Origin of the sequence: uncultured Veillonella sp., assembly GCF_963522475.1 — a bacterium.
Lineage (GTDB): Bacteria > Bacillota > Negativicutes > Veillonellales > Veillonellaceae > Veillonella.
Genome location: NZ_CAUQYW010000001.1, coordinates 30,665 through 51,403, shown reverse-complemented (window position 1 = coordinate 51,403; position 20,739 = coordinate 30,665). Strand labels below are relative to the sequence as shown.

At 36.5% G+C, this 20,739-nt stretch carries 20 protein-coding genes and 2 riboswitches; of the genes, 18 read left to right on the top strand and 2 right to left on the bottom strand.

The features are described from left to right. Nucleotides 1-85: 85 nt before the first annotated feature. The 5 genes from RWP19_RS00255 (at nt 86) to RWP19_RS00235 (ending at nt 3,982) form a co-directional block, all read left to right on the top strand. Nucleotides 86-742, top strand: coding sequence for an amino acid ABC transporter permease (locus RWP19_RS00255; protein ID WP_295210928.1), 657 nt, complete (start codon nt 86-88; stop codon nt 740-742). Between the two features lie 108 nt (nt 743-850). After that, a complete protein-coding gene (locus RWP19_RS00250; protein WP_295275166.1) occupies nt 851-1,609 on the top strand; it encodes an amino acid ABC transporter ATP-binding protein in 759 nt (252 codons plus the stop codon). Nucleotides 1,610-1,617: 8 nt separating this feature from the next. After that, entirely contained in the window at nt 1,618-2,886 is a 1,269-nt protein-coding gene (locus RWP19_RS00245; protein ID WP_295990640.1) for a hypothetical protein, read from the top strand. Nucleotides 2,887-3,055: 169 nt separating this feature from the next. Continuing rightward, nucleotides 3,056-3,502: a universal stress protein gene (locus tag RWP19_RS00240; RefSeq protein WP_295209955.1), complete on the top strand. Its 447-nt coding sequence runs from the start codon at nt 3,056-3,058 to the stop codon at nt 3,500-3,502. Nucleotides 3,503-3,691: 189 nt separating this feature from the next. Beyond that, entirely contained in the window at nt 3,692-3,982 is a 291-nt protein-coding gene (locus RWP19_RS00235) for a metalloregulator ArsR/SmtB family transcription factor (RefSeq protein ID WP_314355970.1), read from the top strand. Between the two features lie 176 nt (nt 3,983-4,158). Here the strand turns inward: RWP19_RS00235 and RWP19_RS00230 are convergent, their stop codons facing one another. Then, nucleotides 4,159-5,148, bottom strand: coding sequence for an AEC family transporter (locus RWP19_RS00230; protein ID WP_314355969.1), 990 nt, complete (start codon nt 5,146-5,148; stop codon nt 4,159-4,161). Nucleotides 5,149-5,435: 287 nt separating this feature from the next. On the opposite strand from RWP19_RS00230, the gene modA reads away from it, so the two are divergent. The 12 genes from modA to RWP19_RS00170 all read left to right on the top strand — a co-directional run bounded on the left by modA (nt 5,436) and on the right by RWP19_RS00170 (nt 18,206). Next, a complete protein-coding gene (gene modA / locus RWP19_RS00225) occupies nt 5,436-6,224 on the top strand; it encodes a molybdate ABC transporter substrate-binding protein (protein WP_314355967.1) in 789 nt (262 codons plus the stop codon). Nucleotides 6,225-6,346: 122 nt separating this feature from the next. Next, nucleotides 6,347-7,015, top strand: a complete 669-nt coding sequence (gene modB, locus RWP19_RS00220) for a molybdate ABC transporter permease subunit (protein ID WP_314355966.1) — start codon at nt 6,347-6,349, stop codon at nt 7,013-7,015. 8 nt (nt 7,016-7,023) lie between these two features. Beyond that, nucleotides 7,024-7,653 carry an ATP-binding cassette domain-containing protein gene (locus tag RWP19_RS00215; RefSeq protein WP_314355965.1) on the top strand — a complete coding sequence of 210 codons (630 nt, stop codon included), beginning with the start codon at nt 7,024-7,026 and terminating at the stop codon, nt 7,651-7,653. A gap of 401 nt (nt 7,654-8,054) precedes the next feature. Next, complete coding sequence (locus RWP19_RS00210; RefSeq protein WP_314355963.1) at nt 8,055-9,620, top strand: nitrite/sulfite reductase; 1,566 nt, start codon at nt 8,055-8,057, stop codon at nt 9,618-9,620. A 266-nt stretch (nt 9,621-9,886) separates the two neighbouring features. Beyond that, entirely contained in the window at nt 9,887-10,894 is a 1,008-nt protein-coding gene (locus RWP19_RS00205; RefSeq protein ID WP_314355961.1) for a sulfate ABC transporter substrate-binding protein, read from the top strand. Continuing rightward, nucleotides 10,875-11,717, top strand: a complete 843-nt coding sequence (cysT, locus tag RWP19_RS00200; protein WP_314355959.1) for a sulfate ABC transporter permease subunit CysT — start codon at nt 10,875-10,877, stop codon at nt 11,715-11,717. Before RWP19_RS00205 ends, cysT begins: the two co-directional genes overlap by 20 nt. A 1-nt stretch (nt 11,718) precedes the next feature. After that, nucleotides 11,719-12,546 carry a sulfate ABC transporter permease subunit gene (locus RWP19_RS00195; protein ID WP_314355958.1) on the top strand — a complete coding sequence of 276 codons (828 nt, stop codon included), beginning with the start codon at nt 11,719-11,721 and terminating at the stop codon, nt 12,544-12,546. Beyond that, on the top strand, nt 12,546-13,607 hold the full coding sequence (locus RWP19_RS00190) for an ABC transporter ATP-binding protein (RefSeq protein WP_314355957.1): 1,062 nt from the start codon (nt 12,546-12,548) through the stop codon (nt 13,605-13,607). The genes RWP19_RS00195 and RWP19_RS00190 overlap by 1 nt, the downstream gene beginning before the upstream one ends. 13 nt (nt 13,608-13,620) lie before the next feature. After that, nucleotides 13,621-15,321 carry an adenylyl-sulfate reductase subunit alpha gene (locus RWP19_RS00185; RefSeq protein WP_314355956.1) on the top strand — a complete coding sequence of 567 codons (1,701 nt, stop codon included), beginning with the start codon at nt 13,621-13,623 and terminating at the stop codon, nt 15,319-15,321. Then, nucleotides 15,305-15,619 (top strand): ferredoxin family protein, encoded by a 315-nt coding sequence (locus RWP19_RS00180; RefSeq protein ID WP_314355955.1) that lies wholly within the window; start codon nt 15,305-15,307, stop codon nt 15,617-15,619. The genes RWP19_RS00185 and RWP19_RS00180 overlap by 17 nt, the downstream gene beginning before the upstream one ends. A gap of 14 nt (nt 15,620-15,633) precedes the next feature. Continuing rightward, on the top strand, nt 15,634-16,533 hold the full coding sequence (gene cysD / locus RWP19_RS00175) for a sulfate adenylyltransferase subunit CysD (protein ID WP_314355954.1): 900 nt from the start codon (nt 15,634-15,636) through the stop codon (nt 16,531-16,533). Continuing rightward, nucleotides 16,533-18,206 carry a GTP-binding protein gene (locus tag RWP19_RS00170; protein ID WP_314355952.1) on the top strand — a complete coding sequence of 558 codons (1,674 nt, stop codon included), beginning with the start codon at nt 16,533-16,535 and terminating at the stop codon, nt 18,204-18,206. The genes cysD and RWP19_RS00170 overlap by 1 nt, the downstream gene beginning before the upstream one ends. A 110-nt stretch (nt 18,207-18,316) precedes the next feature. On the opposite strand, the gene cytX is transcribed toward RWP19_RS00170, so the two are convergent. After that, nucleotides 18,317-19,495, bottom strand: a complete 1,179-nt coding sequence (gene cytX, locus RWP19_RS00165; RefSeq protein WP_314355950.1) for a putative hydroxymethylpyrimidine transporter CytX — start codon at nt 19,493-19,495, stop codon at nt 18,317-18,319. 51 nt (nt 19,496-19,546) lie between these two features. Beyond that, a riboswitch (TPP riboswitch) is annotated at nt 19,547-19,652 on the bottom strand. An 82-nt stretch (nt 19,653-19,734) separates the two neighbouring features. Next, a riboswitch (TPP riboswitch) is annotated at nt 19,735-19,829 on the top strand. Nucleotides 19,830-19,892: 63 nt separating this feature from the next. On the opposite strand from cytX, the gene thiD reads away from it, so the two are divergent. Further along, nucleotides 19,893-20,735, top strand: a complete 843-nt coding sequence (gene thiD, locus RWP19_RS00160; protein ID WP_314355948.1) for a bifunctional hydroxymethylpyrimidine kinase/phosphomethylpyrimidine kinase — start codon at nt 19,893-19,895, stop codon at nt 20,733-20,735. The last annotated feature ends 4 nt before the right edge of the window (nt 20,736-20,739 follow it).

Sequence of the window (20,739 nt, the reverse complement as noted above, 5' to 3'; positions counted from 1 at the left end):
GTACAACAGATAATTAAAGAACGAAATGTACACTAGAGAAGAGGCCAGATGCCTCTTCTCTAGTCGTGTTTTGAAGGAGTATTCCATGTTAGAGTATTTATTGCATATTATCCCAACCATTGCAGATGGATTAAAGGTAACCGTATCGCTTTTCTGTATTGTATGGGTATTATCCATTCCTGGTGGTATTCTACTTGCATTGGTGCGTTTATCTAAATTTACCGTGCTCGATAAAATTGTTGAAGCCTTTGTATATTTGATGCGTGGCACACCATTAATGTTACAAATTCTATTTATATATTATGCATTACCTATCATTACAGATGGAGCTGTCCAAATGGATGATGCTACAGCCGCAGTACTTACATTCGTATTAAATTACGCAGCTTATTTATGTGAGATTTTTCGCGGTGGTATCCAATCTATTTCGCGCGGACAATATGAAGGGGCAAAGGTTCTTGGTTTTACTTATGCTCAAACTATGCGTAAAATCATCTTGCCACAAATGTTTAAACGCGTATTGCCTCCGCTTGCGAATGAGACAATTAACTTGTTAAAAGATACATCTCTTGTATATGTATTGGCCATGAATGATATCTTGCGTATTACAAAATCTATCGTACAACGTGACTTTGATATTTCTGCCTTCCTGGTGGCAGCTTTGTTTTATTTGATCTTTACCTTTATTTTGACAAATATCTTCAACTACTTAGAAAGACGATTTGCTGTATATGAAGATTAATCTGTTCTGTAGTAGTATGTCGTAGATATGAATTTAGTTGTTTAGAGAGGCTATAGCTCCCTTTGAGATCACAGCTATTTAATTAATACGACGATGTAAGAGGTACTTATGACATTTGTAAATATGGAGCGTATTGAAAAACGCTTTAACAATCAAACTGTATTGCGCGATGTATCGCTCAAAATGAATAGAGGGGAAATCGTTTCTATTATCGGTCCATCTGGATCTGGTAAATCTACATTCTTGCGCTGTTTAGGCCAATTAGAGACCATAGATGGTGGTTCTATTACTGTAGATGGTACAGTTCTTGCTAGTACAGATGCTAATGGCACTGTTAACTATGCTAGTCAAGAAACACAACATGACTTATTATTGCGCATGGGTATGGTATTCCAATCCTTCAATCTATTCCCTCATATGACAGTGCTTGATAATATTATGATTGCACCGCGCATGGTAAAAGGAATGAAAGATGATGAGATTTTACCGATTGCTGAGCGATTACTTAATAAAGTTGGCCTATGGGAAAAGCGTGATATGTATCCATCTCGTTTATCTGGTGGCCAACAACAACGTGTAGCTATTGCTCGTGCATTGGCGATGAATCCAGAGATTATGCTTTTTGATGAACCTACATCTGCCCTTGACCCTGAGTTAACCGGTGAGGTTCTAAAGACTATTAAACAGTTAGCAGATGATCATATGACGATGATTATCGTAACGCATGAAATGAACTTTGCTCGTGAAGTATCTGATCGTGTCATCTTTATGGCTGATGGTATTATTCAAGAAGAAGGTACTCCAGAACAAATTTTTAATCATCCACAAAGTGATAGAACAAAAGCATTCTTAGAAAATATGTTATAGGAGGTCTTATGAAGTTACGTTATATTGCCGCAATCTTAGCTGTAATGGCTATGGGCACGACCTCTATGGCTGAAGGATTGCAAGGAACGCCTAGTACACCACTTGCTATTGTAGATTCTCAAAAAGACTCTGCTTCAATTTTGCCAGATCAATATAAATCCTATGCTACTAAAATGAATACGGTAGTTAAGGACTATAAAAATGGCTATACCTTTACTATTCCATGGCGTGTAGCTGATGGTGTTAAGCTTGATATGGATGTACGTAGTGAAAGTGAGCATATTCAAGGCTATTCGTTCAATTTAGCAGGTCCTACACAAGATGATTCCTATACAGTATCTTTTACAAAACGCAATAATACACCGCAAGATGGGGTATCTCAAAAGGAATGGAATACGACTTGGTATGGTGTGCCCATTAAGGGGATGTCTGATGAAGAATACTTGAGTATTTGGAGTCAACATAGTAATGTTTTTGAAAATAATGATATTGTTGGTGGCTTCTTTAACAAGAAAGGGGCTATATCAGCACGTTGGGATAAGACCACACCAAAATCATATGCTGAAATGACATCTACTGAGCCTGTTCAATCCGTATTTGAAGCGGAATTTATTATGGATAAGGATCCTACGCATCGCTATAATTTAGCGAGTACTTATGCTCCTGTTCAAGGTGAATTTATGGAACAAGGCTTGATGGAACATACGATTCCATCCTTTGAATTACTAAATAAAACGGGTTCTAGTACGATTAAAGGGGTTAAGCAATTTATCTCAGGAACTAGTGATATTAGTGTAGTTGAAGGAATTAAATTTGCTTATCCAAAAGGGTTTACCCGTCTTAATGAAAAGGATAAAATCGCTTTTAGTAAGCATAATGTACGGCTTGATATTGAATCTTTTACAATCCCTGTACAAGCAGTTAGCACAGGGATGCCTACGATGATGGGGAAACAAATGTTAGGAGATTATTACCTTAAACAATTGGTTGAGGTAAATAAGGCAACTATAACTCGCTATGAAACGCATATCATAGATGGTAATGTTATGTTTTACTTGGCTGGTCATATGAAGAACCCTAATACTGCTGATACATCTATAGCAGCACCAGTATCTTTTGCGGCTACTATTATCTTGGGTAATGAGGGTAATGTAGCTGTAGCACGTATGATTGGTCCTGCAGGAACTAGTCTTAGTACGCCAGAGTTGATCGATGTATTGGATGGATTTAAATTAACGACTACACTCAATACAAATCAATCTTCTCAAGTGCTATAATATACACATAATATTCTTTTATTTGTATAATTCTGTATAATTTGTGCTATAATAAAAGAAATCCTCTAAGAAAAGAGGATATTTCCTTGATAGTCTAGAATATAATAATATAGGCTAAACGATCTTTGATCATATCCCCTGTGAGGGATTAGAAATAGGAGGGGTTAATATGGTTACCTACAAAACTATTGTCGTACCTACTGATGGTTCTGAAAATGCTAAACGTGCATTGGAACACGCTCTTGCTGTGGCGGACCGCAATCATGCTGAATTGATTGTAGTTCACGTTGCAAATATTGTGTCTGCCATTTCCAATTTCGATCAAACACCAATTTCTGGTGGTTATGTATCTGAACAAATTGCTGAAGATATGGAAGAAAATGGTAAAGAAATTCTTACCGATGTAGTGAAAGAAATTCCTAAAGGCGTAAAAGTTAAAAGCGTATTCGAAGTTGGTTCCCCAGGCCCTGCATTGTTAGCAGTAGCTAAAAAATACAATGCTGATCTTATTGTTATGGGTAGCCGTGGCCTTGGCCCATTGAAAGGTTTATTCATGGGTAGCGTAAGTAGCTATGTAACTAGTCACTCCACTTGCCCTGTATTAATCATTAAATAATTCATATTCTGTATAATATGAGTAAGAGAGACTTTGTTTTACAAAGTCTCTTTTTTAATATTATAAAAATGATATAATGTTTATATGTATGCTCTATATATGAGCAATCTAATTTAAGCAACATCGATTAGTTATACATAAGAAATACAGATTATAGGCATGGATATGAATGAAATTAAGGGGGACAATATGAACGATAAACAAGAATCATTGCTAAAGTTAGCAGAGTTGTTTAAAATCTTGGGGGACCCTACACGCCTTAAAATAGTAGAACTATTACTAGAAAATGAAATGTGTGTAAATCATATTGCAGAAACAATGGGAATGGGTCAATCTGCTATTTCACACCAACTACGCGTATTACGTCAAGCACGCCTTGTGACCTATCGCAAGGAAGGGAAAACCGCATATTATTCTTTAAATGATGATCATGTGGAAGGACTTGTTCGAATGGGGATGGAACACGTATCTCATCAATAGTTACTTTAGGTCTAGATGTAGCGATTCTTAATCATCATTTAGGGATAAATGAAATTATAGGTGCTATAATTGTTATAGTTTGTGTAACTTGGTTAACAAGACTAAATGTTAAGGCATAAAAAATAACTCATAGTTGATAACTATGAGTTATTTTTTTGTCTATATTTTTTATATTTTTAATATAATGGGAACAGATAATAGGCTATAGTAATGAATAGTGGCATAGTTACTGCTGATAGTATGGTTGTACCCATTACAACTTGTGTGGCGTACTCAGGATTATTTTTCATTTCAATAGCGATGAGGGCCATGTTAATAGCTGTTGGTACACTATAGGTAATAACTATAGTCTGTGCTGCTATTGGATGCATTGGACCGTAGAACATTATAAAGAGTATAGTGATAATAGCTGCGATAAGAGGGCTTACGATGAGTCGTAAGGATGTAGCGAGCATGACATCGGACTTAAAGAAATTTAATGGTGTTCTATTAATTTGGACCCCTAAGGCAATCATTGCAACACCAACAAAAGCATTGGCAAAAATCTTAAGAGGTGCAAAGAAGAAGAGGCCATGTAAATCAAAAGGCAAAAGCTGACAAAGTAATGCTAGCGGTATAGCATAGACCATTGGCATATGGAAGACTACATTTAAGGCATCTCGTGTGCTCAACCGTCCAGCGCCAGCCTGGTAGAAGCCATAGGTATTACTTGTAATTGTTTGTATAATCATTATAGATACAACACTGACGAGCCCTAGATCAGCATAGGGGGTTGCTCCATCAATGATATAAGGCACATTCGTAAATACGAAGATGGCAAGAGCAATACCCATATTTCCAACGTTATTAAACATGACACAGTTTTTTAATGTTGCAATTTTGGCCACATCATATCCTTGGATTTTACCGACTATACCAGAAAGTACAGAGTTTAGAATGAGTACAACTAGTGCACAAAATACAATTTCTAGTGTGCCAGATGTAAATTTTGCTTCATACATGGCTCTGAATACAAAGGTTGGTAGTAATATATAGAAATTCAATTTACTCAACGTATAGAGGTCAAGTTTGAATTTTCTATCTAGTATAAATCCTATGCCGATGAGTATGAAGATTGGGATCATAGAATTTAGAAATATATGACCAATTAATTCAAATATATTCATTGTCTCACCTGGAGTTTCTCATTAATTATTAAGGAATCGTTATATTTATAATATTATCATACCATAGTATGTATTGTTTTGGGGCTTAAAACTTGATTCATTATGATTGCTTATCATATTCATCAGAAATATATATGAAAAATGTGAGTTTTTACATACAATTTAATTATTAGAATTATAGTATAATGTGCATGTATCGTATAGATAGTTTTTTGTTAGTTGAGGTGTCTCTAGGTTTGACCATAGCTTTCACAGTGTGGATGTTAGAGGGATGCACAGGAGGAATTATGAAACGAATTCTATTAGTATTAATGAGCGTTTTCATGCTTGCTTTTCTAGTAGGCTGTGGTAACGATGCAAGCAAACCGGCAGAAACCGGTAAACCAAGTACATCTGAAAAGATTACGGTACAAGCTGCTGCTAGTCTTAAAGGGGCTCTTACAGAGCTGGCTGATGCTTACAAAAAAAGCCATAATTTAGCAGATGATCAAATTGCTATTAACTTTGCTGGCTCTGGTACATTGCGTCAACAAATTGAACAAGGTGCACCAGCTAGCTTATTTATCTCTGCTGACGAAAAAAATATGAAAATGTTACAAGAAAAAGACCTTGTAAGTGATGTAAAACCATTCGTAACAAATGAACTCGTTCTCGTAGTTCCAAAAGGTCAACCTAAAGTTGAGTTAGATCAAATTGCTACTGTGAAACGCATCGTATTGGGGAATCCTGAAACAGTGCCAGCTGGTAACTATGGTAAACAAGTATTAACAAAATTAGGCGTTTGGGAACAAGTAGAACCTAATGTAGTATATGCTAAAGACGTAAAAGCAGTAACCGCATCCATTAGCCAAGGCGCTGGTGATGCTGGTTTCATTTATAAAACTGATGCTATTGCAGCAGGTGATTCAGTTCAAATTTCCGCAGTAACACCTGATGACTTTCACGATCCAGTTATCTATCCAATTGGCATCATTAAAAAATATGACAATGCATTGGCAAAAGATTTCTACCAATATGTAATGAGCCCAGAAGGCCAAAAAGTATTAGAAAAATACGGTTTCTCTACTTCTAAATAAGAGTTAAACGCTAGCTTTCGGGGCTAGCGTTTTCTTATGATACAATATAGATATTATTATGAATTTTTTAGGGGTGAATTTTTGTATTCTATAGGTTGTTATAAATAGAAGGGGGGAGTGACATGAGCCCATTTTGGCTATCCTTGTGGGTGGCGAGTATTGCTCTTATTATTGTTATTATTACAGGCTTAGGAGCGTGTTATTGGATGAACCGCTGTAAGTGGGGTGGCATAGCCATTTTAGATGCATTGATTACGTTGCCTCTTGTATTGCCACCTGTAGTTGTTGGTTTTGCACTTCTCATGGTGTTTACTCCAGGTTATGCTTTTGGTGCGTGGCTCGAAACCCATGGCATGAGTGTAGTCTTTGCCGCTTCTGGTGCAGTCGTTGCTTCCTCCGTTATTGCATTCCCTCTATTTTATCAAACAGTGCGCTCTGCTTTGCAGTCCGTCGACCATAATATGGAGGATGTTGCGCGAACATTAGGTGCTTCAGAGTTACGCATTTTCTTTACCATATCTGTACCACTCGCATGGAAAGGTATTTTAACAGGTAGTATTTTAGCGTTCTGCCGTGCTATGGGCGAGTTTGGAGCTACCATCTTGATTGCAGGTAATATTCCGAAGGTAACACGTACTATGCCGTTAGCTATCTACTCCTATGTAGAGGCAGGGCAGTACATGGATGCCTTTGAGCTTGTTGTTTATATTTGTGTCCTTACATTGGCATTGTTAAGCGGTATTCACCTCATTACAAAAGGTTCCTTGTTCCGCCATACAGATAATAATTAGGAGGTTCTATGATTACATTTTCTTTTACTGTAGCTAGAACTTCTATGACTGTGAAAGCCCATGGTGTACTATCTTCTGGTATTACTGTGCTAACTGGACAGTCTGGCAGTGGTAAAAGTACCTTTATCAAATGTATTGCCGGTCTCGTAAAGCCTGCAACAGGTAGTATTCAGTGCGATGAAATGACATGGGTAGATAAAGATAGAAAGATTTGGGTTCCCGCTCAAAAACGACAAGTAGGCTATATGCCACAAGGGAATATAGTATTTCCCCATTTGTCGGTAGAACATAATATTACTTATAGTAAACGAGGTACACCGGATATGTGTGAAAACTTATTAACACGTTTAGGCTTAGAACAGTATCGCAAGACTAAGGCGAGAAATTTATCTGGTGGAGAACAGCAGCGTGTGGCCTTAGGGCGGGCATTGTATTCCAAACCGACGATATTACTTCTTGATGAACCATTATCTGCTCTTGATTGGAATCTTCGTAAACAAGTACAAGAGGACCTTGTTTCTATTATTCGAGAATGGGATGTACCTTGTGTATGGGTAACACATGATGAAAGTGAAGCAAAAGCCGTAGGTGATAGACACTGGATCTGTGAAGACGGAAAAATTATTGTTGTTAAATGAAAATAGTATTAGGGATAATAAAACCCAGTGTATAAAAATCTGTTTTTTATACACTGGGTTTTATTTATATTGTAATGATAGTATCTGTAGTATGTATGCAGTCTTTAATTTTTCTATTTTAAATCCTAAAATCTTTATCCTATAAAACCTTGAAATTAAATGTTTTGTGAAGTTGGGAAAAAGTTACATGTGATTTTTATCACATATAAAGGGTTCGGGATAGTAGATAAATAGTAGCTTTATAAATTCCTGTAAAAAATGTGAATATACATCAGTTTGATAGAATATACAATAAGAGTGTTGACAGGTAAATGAGAAAAGAGTAATATCCTACTCAAGATATAGGTTATGAAAGATGTTTAAAACATATTCGTGTGATGTGAATTGAGGAGGATGTTATCATGGCTATTTCAAAAGAATTAAAAGAAGAATTAATTGTTGATTATCCTACATTTATAGAAAATACAAAAAAATTCTATAATAAAGAAATTTCTGTACAAGATTATAAGGGGTTATCTGGTCCGTTTGGTAGTTATGCAGAAAAAGGCGCTAATACAGGCATGAGTCGGTGGCGTTTTCCTGGTGGTGTTTTAGATCAAGATAAGATTCGTTTTGTTGCTGAGACTATACGTCGTTATGATTTGAAGGTTCCTCATTTTACGACAGGTCAATGTATTCAATTTCATAATTTAGATGGTGACACCATTATTAAACTTTTTGAAGAATGTCATAGACATGGCATTTATAACCGTGGTGCTGGTGGGGATCATCCAAGAAATACGGCTGCATCTCCATTGTTAGGATTATATAAAGATGAAATATGGGACTTTTCTCCGTATGTAAAAGCTTTATCTGAATATGTCTTAACTTTCATTAAGGATATAAAGTTTCCACGGAAATTTAAAACTGCTTTTTCTAATGGTCAAGAAAACTCAGCTCATGTGACGTTCAAAGATTTTGGTGTATTAGCTCATCCTGAGGATAAAACATTTTCTATTTACGTCGCTGGTGGCCTTGGACCAAATCCTAAGATGGGGGTTCTTGTAGGAAATCATATTCAACCTGAAGAGTTATTATACTATGTTAAAACGTTAGCCTTAATTTTTTCTGAACATGGTAATTATAAGAATCGTAGTAAGGCGCGTGTACGTTACCTACAAGATATACTGGGAGGCCCTGAGGCATTACAAAATACGTTTAAAACATATTTAGCTAATGTCAAAGAGACAGAGAAGTTGACTATTAATCCATCTGAATTTATATATTCTATTAATAAACAGGGGAAGGCTGATCCTAGCTTACAGAACCATCGCATAGGAGAACAAAAACAAGAAGGATTGTATTATGTAAATTGGCATCCTTATGGAGGCAATCCTTCTCAAAAACAATTGTTACAAGTTCTTGAATATGTAGGTAGTCTAGATGATGAAGTACAAATTCGATTGAGTTCAGATGAGTCTATGTACATTGTTAATTTAACAGCTGATGAGGCCCGTCAGGTTTTGGCAATTACAGAAAATGGAGGTACTAATGATTTTTATAACTCTGTTTCTTGTATTGGGGCTACAATCTGCCAAGTAGGGTTACAAGATTCATCAGGATTACTAATTAAAATCTTTGATGCTGTACGTAAAGCGACAAATGTGAATAGTGACTTATTACCTAAATTTCATATTTCTGGATGTCCATCATCGTGTGGTACTCATCAAATTGGTACTATAGGATTTCATGGAGCTATGAAGGTCGTTAATAGCGTTCCTACACCAGCATTTAGAGTATTCCGTGGAGGAAATGAAAATTTAGAACATGAACATTTTGCAGAGCAGATTGGAACAATCGTAAGTTCAGATATTCCTTCCTTTTTTGTAGAGCTTGGTCAAATTTTAACAAAAGCAAATCTTACATTTGATGCATGGATTCAAATTCATGAGGCGGAATTTGATGAACTAGTGTCTAAATATGAATAAGCATAGTTATTTATAGCGTATTTATAAATTTGATAGTAATAGATTTGCCATATATAAATAGTTAGAAAGGTTGGTGCAATATGAACGCAGATGATAGCATTTATTTTATAATTTTTATCCTAGTAGGATATATAATAATTGGCTGTATCCATATGTGGCGACGTCAATTATACCCTAGTTTTATTGTTACCAATCTGATTAAGTATTTAGTTATTTTACATACAGCTCTCAGTATAGGTATCTTGTTAAGTTAGTTCGAGGTGCTCATGAAATATATACTGGTTGTTATATGTTTACTTATGTTAGTAGTATATGGTGGTTGTGGAAAAGAGAATAAAGTAGATGGGAACCATGTTAGATTAACTAATGTTTCATATGACACGACACGTGAGTTTTATGAACAATATAATCAACTTTTTCATGATACATACTTAGCTAATACAGGATTTGATATTAAGGTTACTCAGTCTCATGGTGGATCAAGTGGACAAGCTCGATCTGTGATGGAAGGCAACAACGCCGATATAGTAACACTTGGGTCGGAGCAAGATATTAATTTATTGGCTAAAGTCCACTTGCTATCAGATGATTGGATTAATACATTTCCATACCATTCCGCACCCTATACATCAACTATTGTTATGTTGGTTAGAAAAGGGAATCCGCTTGGTATACACGATTGGAATGATTTAATACGACAGAATATACAGATTATAGCTCCAGATCCTAAAAGTAGTAGTGGTGCTTGTTGGATTTTTCTTGCTGCATGGTATTATGGAACACAATATTATGGAGATGATGAGGGTGCTAAATCCTTTGTGCGCCAGTTATATCGTAATGTGATTATTCTTGATTCAGGTGCACGTAGTTCGACTACAACATTTGTAGAAAATGGACAAGGTGATGTGCTTTTATTATGGGAAAATGAAGCGTTACATTTGTTAGCACAGTATCCTGATCGTTATGAATTAGTGACTCCTTCTGTTAGTGTACAAGCGGAGCCAAGTGTAGCCGTTGTAACTGGGGTAACAGATAAAAGTGGCACAACTCAATTTGCCAAAGACTATATTTCTTTCTTGTATAGTGAACCAGCTCAACGGTTATTAGCTGATTATGGATTTAGACCTTCTAATAAAGAAGTGATGAAACAATATACTCATCGCTTTAATACACAGATAAAATTGATTACAATTCGTGATTTCGGTGGTTGGAGTACGGTATACAATCGATTTTTTAAGGATGGAGGTGTATTTGATGAAATTTATAGCTCCTAAAGAAAATACACTAATTCCCGGATTTGGTATAACGTTGGGAATTACACTTTCCATGATTTCATTGTTAGTATTGATACCTCTATCATCAATTGTATGGTTTGCTACTACGATACCTATTGATGAATGGTGGCGACTTATTACTGCTCCTAGTGTATTGTATGCATTTGCTACTAGTATTGGAACATCATGTATTGCAGCTATTATCAATGTTGTTTTTGGAGTCTTAATTGCATGGGTACTTGTTCGATATGAATTTCCTGGAAAGATGATCATCAATGGTCTTATAGAAATACCTTTTGCACTACCGACAGCCGTGGCAGGTATTACTTTATCTAAATTATATTCTTCGAAAGGGGCAGTAGGTAGCTTATTGTATCAATGGGGAATCCATATATCATATAGCCATATAGGTATTATTATTGCACTTATATTTGTAGGTATTCCTTTTATTGTAAGAACCGTGCAGCCAGTCTTGGAACAGTTCGATAGAACTTACGAAGAAGCTGCTCATGTATTAGGTGCATCTAAGTGGATTTTGTATCGCCGCATTATTTTTCCAGAAGTGAAACCTGCTATTTTAACAGGATTTGGCTTGGCTTTTGCAAGAGGCATTGGTGAATATGGAAGCGTTATTTATATTTCTGGTAATAGTGTCCGAGAACATACACAAGTTGTATCATATGTGATTATGCAAAAGCTTAACTATGCAGATTATGCAAGTGCCACTGTAGTAGCTATTGTACTGTTACTTATATCCTTCTTTGTTATGTTTACCATTAATTCTATACATATTTTAAAGGCAAAACGTGTAAGGGGGACGTAGAATGAAACATAAGTCTGTTGATGAAATAATTGCTATCGTTCTTGTCTTTTTATTTGTTATAAGCATGTTAGTAATTCCTTTAATTAGTGTTTTAGCTAATGGATTTTCAAAGGGCTTTGCATTTTTTATTGTTTCTATATCAAATGATTATGTAATCTCCGCTATTAAACTCACTTTTCTTACAATGATCATTACGGTAGTTGTAACAGGGATATTTGGTTTAGTTGCTGCCTATTGTATTGGTAAGTTTGAATTCCCAGGAAAATCTATTTTAACCACTATAATTGATATTCCATTTTCTGTATCTCCAGTTATTGCAGGGCTTGCCTTTATTATGACATTTGGTCGTATGGGGTGGTTGCATTCTTATATTGAAAGTATTAATGCGTATTTTAATTTAGACATTCGTGTAGTATTTGCTATTCCTGGTGTGATATTGGCAACTATTTTTGTAACATTTCCTTTTATTTATCGTGAGATTATTCCTGTTTTATTTTCACAAGGAAAAGAAGAGGAAGAAGCAGCAGCTTTAATGGGCGCATCTGGCTGGACTATCTTTTGGCGTATTACATTTCCAGCAATTAAATGGCCATTTGTATATGGAGTCATTCTATGTAGTGCTCGTGCAATAGGTGAATTTGGTGCCGTAGCTGCATTATCTAAAGCGAGAGGTGAAACATTTACATTGCCATTGGAAATTGATGCTTTATATATGTCTGGTTCTGAAAATGGTATTGTAGCCGCTTTTGCTGCGTCTTCAATTTTAGTATGTATATCGTTAATTATGTTATGTATCCGTAATGTTGTAGAAAAGAAAGGACATTCCTAATGTATGTAGAATTGTGTAATGTTAATAAATATTATGGCACATATCATGCGTCAAAAGATATTAATATTAGTATTGAACAAGGAACTGTTCTTGCGTTGTTAGGACCTAGTGGTAGTGGTAAGACAACTATTCTACGAATGATTGCAGGACTTGAAATTCCTGATTCTGGAGATATAAAAATTAATGGTGCTGTTGTTAATACTCTGAAGCCCCGGGAGAGAGAAATCGGTTTTTTATTTCAAAATTATGCATTATTTCGGTATATGACTGTTTTTGAAAATATTGCCTTTGGTCTTAAAATGCAAGGCATTAGTAAAGCAGAAATCAAACGACGTGTTACAGAGTTATTAGATCTCATTGGTCTTCGTGGTTTAGAAAAACGATATCCTAGCGAGTTATCTGGTGGGCAAAAACAAAGGGTTGCTTTTGCACGTGCATTAGCACCCAGACCAAAGGTACTATTGTTAGATGAACCGTTTGCAGCTATTGATGTTAAAGTAAAAGAGGAGTTACGGAGTTGGTTGAAAGAGACTATTAAAAAAATAGGAATTACAACAATATTTGTGACACATGATCAAGAGGAAGCTGTAGAGTTAGCTGATTACATAGTTGTAACCAAGCAAGGACGTGTTGAACAGATGGGGACGCCTAGGGATATTTATGGAGCGCCCAAAACACCATTTGTAGCACAATTTATGGGAAAATCTACGGATATCAAAATGTATCACCATTTAAAAGGATTTAATATGGATATACAAGGCGATTCGGCCATTATTAGACCTGAATGCGTTAAAATCTATAAAAAAGGTGCGCTACGTCAATATATGAGTGCTGCTGAAGAAGGCATCATTGAGCGGATTTTATTTAAGGGAAATCATATGGAATTATGGGTTCGAATTGATGAAATCTTAATTTATAGTAATGCCAGTATAGATGATGAAGAGTTTGAAGTGGGAGAATTAGTAGACGTTTTGATATATCGTTTATATGTATTCAATCAAAATAAAACGTATGTGATAGAGAACAGTAAGATGAATACAGATAACTTATATTATATTTAAGGTGGTGAGTTCTATGGCGATAACAGATACTCAGCAATTCCATACAGATGTCTTAATTATAGGTGGTGGCACAGCAGGGTGTTATAGTGCTTTAACATTGAGAAAACATAGTGCGGCATCTATTATTATTGCGGAGAAAGCGCATATTAAACGAAGCGGATGTTTAGCTGCTGGTGTAAATGCGTTAAATGCGTATATTGTACCAGGACGTACTATTGATGATTATATAGATTATCAAGTAAAAGATGCTAATGGTATTGTACGTGAAGATTTAGCTCGTACCATGTGTGAGGGTTTAAATCGTGTAACAGAGGATCTTGAAAAGTTAGGGCTAGTTATCCTTAAACATGATGATGGGTCTTATGTAGCAAGAGGCAATCGCAATATTAAGATAAATGGAGAAAATATTAAGCCCATATTGGCGGATGCAGTACAAAAATTAGATGATGTAATGATTATTAATCGTCTAGTGATTACGGATTATATTGTAGAAGATAATACTATTAAAGGCGCTATAGGATTTCATATTGAAACAGGTGTAGTTTATGAAATTCGTGCTTCTTATGTCATTGTAGCTACAGGAGGTGCTTCTGGGTTATATAAACCGAATAATCCTGGATTTTCGCGCCATAAAATGTGGTACTCTCCATTTAACACCGGTGCGGGATATGCTATGGGCATACAGCATGGTGCCGAAATGACTACCTTTGAAATGCGGTTTGTTGCCCTACGTTGTAAAGATACAATAGCTCCTACAGGAACGATTGCACAAGGTGTTGGGGCGAAACAAGTGAATAGTCGTGATGAGGTGTATGAAACTAAATATGGAATTACTACTTCTGAACGTGTATATGGAACGGTAAAAGAGAACATTGATGGTCATGGACCATGCTACTTAGATACGACTGCTATCACGGAGCAACAGAATCATGATCTTCTCAAAGCATATTTGAATATGGCGCCTAGTCAAACTCTCAAGTGGATTGATACTGGGTATGGACCTAAGCAGCAAGCTGTTGAGATTGAAGGTACGGAACCTTATATTGTAGGGGGCCATACGGCCAGTGGATATTGGGTTGACACTAATCGTGAAACAACGATTCATAATCTATTTGCTGCTGGTGATGTAGCTGGTGGATGCCCGCAAAAATATGTTACAGGTGCTTTGGTAGAGGGCGAGATTGCAGCTTTGAAAATTGTTAAGCGGTTAGGTCAATCTGCTCCAGTAGAAGAAGATAATTTGAGTAATGCATTAGAACAGGCGATACAAGAATACAATCAATTTTTGCTTTCACCAGATGAGGAAAAGCCAAGATTCTCTGTTTCTGATTTAGAAGAAGCTATGCAAAAAGTAATGGACACTTATGCTGGCGGTATAGGGACTATGTACCAATATACTACAAAGCAATTAGAGCGAGCGCAATTAGAAATAGAACGAATTAAAACATTAGTTCCGATGTTGCGTGTTCAAACGATTAGAGAATTGGTATTTATTTATGAGTTAAAAAATCGATTGACCATCTGTACTGTGTTAATTGCTCATTTGTTAGAGCGTCAAGAAACAAGATGGCACACATTTGGTGAATATTTAGACTATCCTAAATGTGATAGTAATGGATTGTGCTTTATAAATTCTAAAATGGTGGATGGGACTGTTACAATGATACGTCGACCATTGGTAGGAAGGGAGGATTCGTATGAGCATAGCTATTGATTCAAAACGGTGCATTGGATGTAAACGTTGTACTGTAGTGTGTCCAGGGACACTTATAGAAATGAGTGCATCTGGAAAAGCTCATATGGCGTATCCTCGAGATTGTTGGGGCTGTGTTTCTTGTGTTAAAGAATGTCCGGTGCAAGCGATCTCCTTTTATTTAGGGGCAGATATGGGCGGACAAGGTGGAATGATGACGGTAGAAGAAAAAGGCCAGTTTTTATATTGGCATATTAGGACTGGTGATGGTCGACATGAAACGATTACTATTAATCGACAGGAATCTAATCAATATTAGAAAGGATAATAGTTATGAGTATATTTTCTCATTTAGATGAATTAGAGGCAGAAGCTATCTATATCATTCGTGAAGTAGCAGCCCAATGTGAAAAACCGGTTATGTTGTATTCGATTGGTAAAGATAGTTCCGTTATGTTACATTTGGCGTTAAAAGCATTTTATCCAGAAAAACCACCATTTCCATTTCTTCATGTAAATACAACGTGGAAATTTAAGGAAATGATACAATTTCGCGATGAAACGGCGAAAAAACTTGGCATTGATATGATTGAATACATTAATCAAGATGGTGTAAAAAGAGGTATTAATCCATTTGATCATGGCTCTGCTTATACCGATATTATGAAGACGCAAGCTTTGAAACAAGCGCTTACTAAATATGGATTTGATGCGGCTTTTGGTGGTGGGCGTCGCGATGAAGAAAAATCGCGAGCTAAAGAACGCATTTTTTCATTCCGCAATGAAGAGCAAGCCTGGGATCCTAAAAATCAAAGACCAGAAATGTGGAACTTGTTTAACACCAAAATTAATAAGGGTGAAAGCATGCGTGTATTCCCTATATCGAATTGGACAGAAACAGATATTTGGCAATATATTAAACGTGAAAAAATTGATATTGTACCACTTTATTTTGCTGCAGAACGACCTGTAGTAGAGAGAGATGGTAATATTATTATGATTGATGATGATCGTTTTCCTTTGAAGCCAGGTGAAAAACCTGTTATGAAAAGTGTTCGCTTTAGAACTTTGGGCTGCTATCCCTTAACGGGTGGTATAGAATCAACTGCACATACATTGGACGAAATTATTGATGAAACGTTGAGCGCAGTATCTTCGGAACGAACAACACGGGTTATTGATAGTGAGGCAGCCGGTAGTATGGAACGTAGAAAAAGAGAGGGGTATTTCTAATGAAAAGTTTATTGAAGTTTATCACCTGCGGTAGCGTAGATGATGGTAAATCTACATTAATTGGACATATCCTATATGATTCTAAACTATTATATGCAGATCAAAAGAAAGCTTTAGAATTAGAAAGTAAGGTAGGTAGTCGCGGTGGCGAAATTGACTATTCTTTATTATTGGATGGGTTGATGGCAGAACGTGAACAAGGGATTACGATTGATGTAGCCTACCGATATTTTACGACAAATCACAGAAGTTTTATTGTAGCAGATACACCGGGACATGAAGAATATACACGAAATATGGCTGTAGGAGCCTCTTTTGCTGATTTAGCTATTATTCTTGTGGATGCTAAACAAGGCGTGCTTGTGCAAACGCGACGACATGCTCGTATTTGTAAGTTAATGGGCATTGAACATTTTATTTTTGCTATTAATAAAATGGATTTAGTAGGATATGATGAAGAACGATTTAATGAGATTAAGGCTGAAGTGCTAGCTTTGCAAGCTGAATTACAACTTCATCAAGTTGAATTGATACCAGTATCAGCAACAGAAGGGGATAATATTACTACATTATCTACCAATATGCCGTGGTATGTAGGCTCTGCTTTGTTGCCATATTTGGAGTCTGTAGATATTGAAACTAAAGAAGAAGTTGGTTTTTATATGCCTATTCAACGTGTATCAAGGCCAAATCATACATTTAGAGGATTCCAAGGAGAGGTACAATCAGGTAGTATTCATGTTGGTGAAGAAATTAAGATTTTACCAAGTGGTGAAACAGCCAAGATTAAATCAATTATTATTGGGTTTGAAACCGTAGAGAGTGTAACTAAAAATCAACCGGTATCTATCCAACTTGATCGTGAAGTAGATGTATCGCGAGGTTGTGTATTTTATAAAGGTATTGATCTTAATGTTAGCGCTAAAGTAGATATAAATTTACTTTGGATGGATGATAGCGAGTTGAGAGAAGGTACAGAATATTGGGCAAGTATAGGTACAAAAATAGTATCTGCTGTAGTCACTAAAATTAGATATAAAATTGATGTCAATAATGGTGAGCGACTTCAAGCTGATGAATTACATAAAAATGAAATAGCACATGTTGTACTAAAATTCCAAGAACCTGTAGTTGTCGATACATTTGAAAACCATAAGGGCCTAGGTGAATTAATTTTAATTGATAGAGTTACGCATATGACATCTGCATGTGGAACTGTTTTGGCGCGACTTGACGATCATCAAGAATTATATACTTTTGTTAATGGAGCAGTAAAAGCTCGTGGTGATATATTTGAAGAATTTTTCTATGATATAGAAGGATTTAATGTTAATAAAGAACATAATGATATACAAGTATATAAGGTAGGAGATAGAATTCCGATTCAAGGTGAAAGTTATTCTTATCCGGTAGATTTTGATATTCTTGTATTGCGTGATAAAGTAGCAGTTAAGGTGCGTGACTCAACGATTGTAGTGATAGAGTCGTTGCGTGACTATACATATCAAAAGTTACCACTGCTTAATGGACGTGGATTTTCTATTAATATTCAAAATAGTGCTGTATATGATATTTTTAAACAATCTTTGGATACAGATGAAGCTTTTACAGTACAATGGTATAATACATGGTTAAATTTTGGTACTTATCGGCGTATCGTATTTAAAAAATAATATAGTTAGTACCGTATGCGTTATTTTATAATTCTATTTATATCGTTATACATAGAAGCCCGCTGTATTTAGTAATCATTGCAATTACTAAATACAGCGGGCTTATTGTATTATTGTTGTCTATGTGTTTGTAAACGACCAACAAGTATAGTTGCCATAAATGCAACGATAAAGGCTGGAATAGTGGCGCCAATAAAGCTTTCACTATGTAACATATAATGGTATACACCAACTGAAATAACCCAAATAATAGCGCGAATGATATGTGCAACTGTAGTTTGTGTCGCTTGTTGATTGATAAAAAAGTCAGCTAATAATATGCCAATCATAGGGGTAAATACAGAGCCGATAAGGTAAAGAAAATCCGTAATGTCATCCATGGGATATACTAAAGCTGCTATTGTTCCAATAATTGTAATAATAATAGCTACGCCTTTAGTAGAAATCGCACGATGGATGGCAGTACTGGAAACACCTGCTGAGTAGGTGCCCATAAATGCAGTAGTTACAGTGGAAAATATAATTACAATAAGTCCTGTAATGCCAAGACCTGCATTCATTAAAATGGCAATAATCGAGTCTCCACCACCAAATAAAGCGGTGCTAAGACCTAATGCATACATAGCAATACTAGTGATTGTATATACACCAGCACTGATAAAAGAGGCTGATAATGGTTTTTGACTTTCTCGTGTATAGTCGCTGATTAAAGGTAACCAAGATAATGGCATGGCAATAGATAATTCAAAAGCTGCTATAAAGCTCATGGAACTATTGCTAATAGTGAGTGTATGAGATGGCCAATCGGATATGATGTGGTATCCCATATATATGGTGAGAATAAGCAGTAAAGTAGATACAATACCGTGTATATAACCAGTATTATGAAGTCCGATAAAAAGCCATAAAATAACAAGACAACCAATTGCAATAGCCCAAATATGAGGATCAAAAGGGATTAGTTCTTGGAGAGCTAACATAGAATCATATATCATAATGCCAGTCCAACCTAATAATTGTAAGATGTTTAGGATGGCAAAACCTTTGGCGCCCCATGGACCAAAGCTAAAAGCAGTTGTGTTCATACTACCTTGGCGTAACCGTCCGCCAATCAGCCCGGCCCCAAATAATAGTATGCCGCCTACAATATGACCTAGGATGATAGCACTTAAACCTTGTGTAAGTCCTAATGGTGCAAGATAAGTGCCAGTCATAATTTCCGCTATAGATAGAGCGGCACCGAACCATATCATAGCAAATTGTGGTTGTGTGATGTGTGTGTCTTTCATACGTCCTCCTTGCCAGGAAGTCATAGAAAAAGCCGAGTCACAGGAACTCGGCTATTAATCCTCTATGTTCCCTACGTTGGCATTATCCAAATCAGGTTATGGGTTAAAGCGATAGCTTACTCTCAGCCCACTCTTGTGAGCACCCCGTTATGGATTTCATTATACGAGCTCAATTGTAAATGGTCAAATGTTTTCTTGCATATTTTGTATAATAATGCTATAACTAAATCATAAAAACATATTGCCACTAGGGGTGCTTTTGCTGAGATTGATCGTTCAAAACCCTAGACCTGATCCAGATAATACTGGCGTAGGGAAGTGGAGTGCAACATAATACTAAACTATTACGAGACCATTCCATTTGGAGTGGTCTTATTTTTATATCTGTGGAGGAACAATGAAACTACATACTGCATTAACAATTGCTGGCACTGATCCAAGTGGGGGCGCTGGCATCATGGCCGATTTGAAATCCTTTCAAAGTCGTCACGTATACGGAATGGCCGTTGTTACGTCCGTAGTGGCTCAAAATACGACAGGTGTACATCATGTAGAACATCTGTCGCTAGAGAGTATTGACCGACAATTACACGATGTGTATTCTGACATTGAACCACAAGCCGTTAAGACGGGCATGATTGCTTTACCTGAAATGATGGACCTCATCTATCCTTATGTGAGTAAACCAATTCCTTATGTAATGGATCCCGTTATGATTGCCACTAGCGGTGACCGACTCGTATCAGATGAAGCGGTGAATTTCTTAAAATCTAAGCTCATTCCTACCGCAACTGTTATTACCCCTAATCGCAGCGAAGCTGAGGTTTTAGCGGATATGTCTATTACGTGTGAAAGTGATATAACAACGGCGGCTAATCGTATCTTACATGAGTTAGGACCAAAGGTAGTCATTATTAAAGGTGGCCATATTGGTGACGATGCGACGGATTATGCTTTCACTAAGGGTGGTAGCGTTCGTACCTGGACGAGCCCTAAATATAATACGGTGCATACACATGGAACGGGCTGTACCTTCTCTGCAGTGATTACGGCGGAGCTTGCAAAGGGCCGTGATGTAATGGATGCCATTGGTATTGCCAAGGACTATATAGCACTTGCTATTAAACATAATCCCGAGTTGGGAAATGGCTGTGGTCCCGTAAATCATATGGCTTATGGACTCTTATCTAATGGTCCTGAAACGATGGATGAGCTCTTGAAAAATGACGAGAGGAGATAGTGAT

Excerpts from the sequence above, each read along its gene's own strand:
- RWP19_RS00210 (WP_314355963.1), top strand. The coding sequence starts at position 8,055 with ATGGCTATTTCAAAAGAATTAAAAGAAGAATTAATTGTTGATTATCCT.
- modA (WP_314355967.1), top strand. The coding sequence starts at position 5,436 with ATGAAACGAATTCTATTAGTATTAATGAGCGTTTTCATGCTTGCTTTT.
- RWP19_RS00170 (WP_314355952.1), top strand. The coding sequence starts at position 16,533 with ATGAAAAGTTTATTGAAGTTTATCACCTGCGGTAGCGTAGATGATGGT.
- RWP19_RS00195 (WP_314355958.1), top strand. The coding sequence starts at position 11,719 with ATGAAACATAAGTCTGTTGATGAAATAATTGCTATCGTTCTTGTCTTT.
- RWP19_RS00235 (WP_314355970.1), top strand. The coding sequence starts at position 3,692 with ATGAACGATAAACAAGAATCATTGCTAAAGTTAGCAGAGTTGTTTAAA.
- cytX (WP_314355950.1), bottom strand. The coding sequence starts at position 19,495 with ATGAAAGACACACACATCACACAACCACAATTTGCTATGATATGGTTC.
- RWP19_RS00240 (WP_295209955.1), top strand. The coding sequence starts at position 3,056 with ATGGTTACCTACAAAACTATTGTCGTACCTACTGATGGTTCTGAAAAT.
- RWP19_RS00215 (WP_314355965.1), top strand. The coding sequence starts at position 7,024 with ATGATTACATTTTCTTTTACTGTAGCTAGAACTTCTATGACTGTGAAA.
- thiD (WP_314355948.1), top strand. The coding sequence starts at position 19,893 with ATGAAACTACATACTGCATTAACAATTGCTGGCACTGATCCAAGTGGG.
- RWP19_RS00205 (WP_314355961.1), top strand. The coding sequence starts at position 9,887 with ATGAAATATATACTGGTTGTTATATGTTTACTTATGTTAGTAGTATAT.
- RWP19_RS00185 (WP_314355956.1), top strand. The coding sequence starts at position 13,621 with ATGGCGATAACAGATACTCAGCAATTCCATACAGATGTCTTAATTATA.
- cysT (WP_314355959.1), top strand. The coding sequence starts at position 10,875 with ATGAAATTTATAGCTCCTAAAGAAAATACACTAATTCCCGGATTTGGT.
- RWP19_RS00180 (WP_314355955.1), top strand. The coding sequence starts at position 15,305 with ATGAGCATAGCTATTGATTCAAAACGGTGCATTGGATGTAAACGTTGT.
- modB (WP_314355966.1), top strand. The coding sequence starts at position 6,347 with ATGAGCCCATTTTGGCTATCCTTGTGGGTGGCGAGTATTGCTCTTATT.
- cysD (WP_314355954.1), top strand. The coding sequence starts at position 15,634 with ATGAGTATATTTTCTCATTTAGATGAATTAGAGGCAGAAGCTATCTAT.
- RWP19_RS00190 (WP_314355957.1), top strand. The coding sequence starts at position 12,546 with ATGTATGTAGAATTGTGTAATGTTAATAAATATTATGGCACATATCAT.
- RWP19_RS00230 (WP_314355969.1), bottom strand. The coding sequence starts at position 5,148 with ATGAATATATTTGAATTAATTGGTCATATATTTCTAAATTCTATGATC.
- RWP19_RS00245 (WP_295990640.1), top strand. The coding sequence starts at position 1,618 with ATGAAGTTACGTTATATTGCCGCAATCTTAGCTGTAATGGCTATGGGC.
- RWP19_RS00255 (WP_295210928.1), top strand. The coding sequence starts at position 86 with ATGTTAGAGTATTTATTGCATATTATCCCAACCATTGCAGATGGATTA.
- RWP19_RS00250 (WP_295275166.1), top strand. The coding sequence starts at position 851 with ATGACATTTGTAAATATGGAGCGTATTGAAAAACGCTTTAACAATCAA.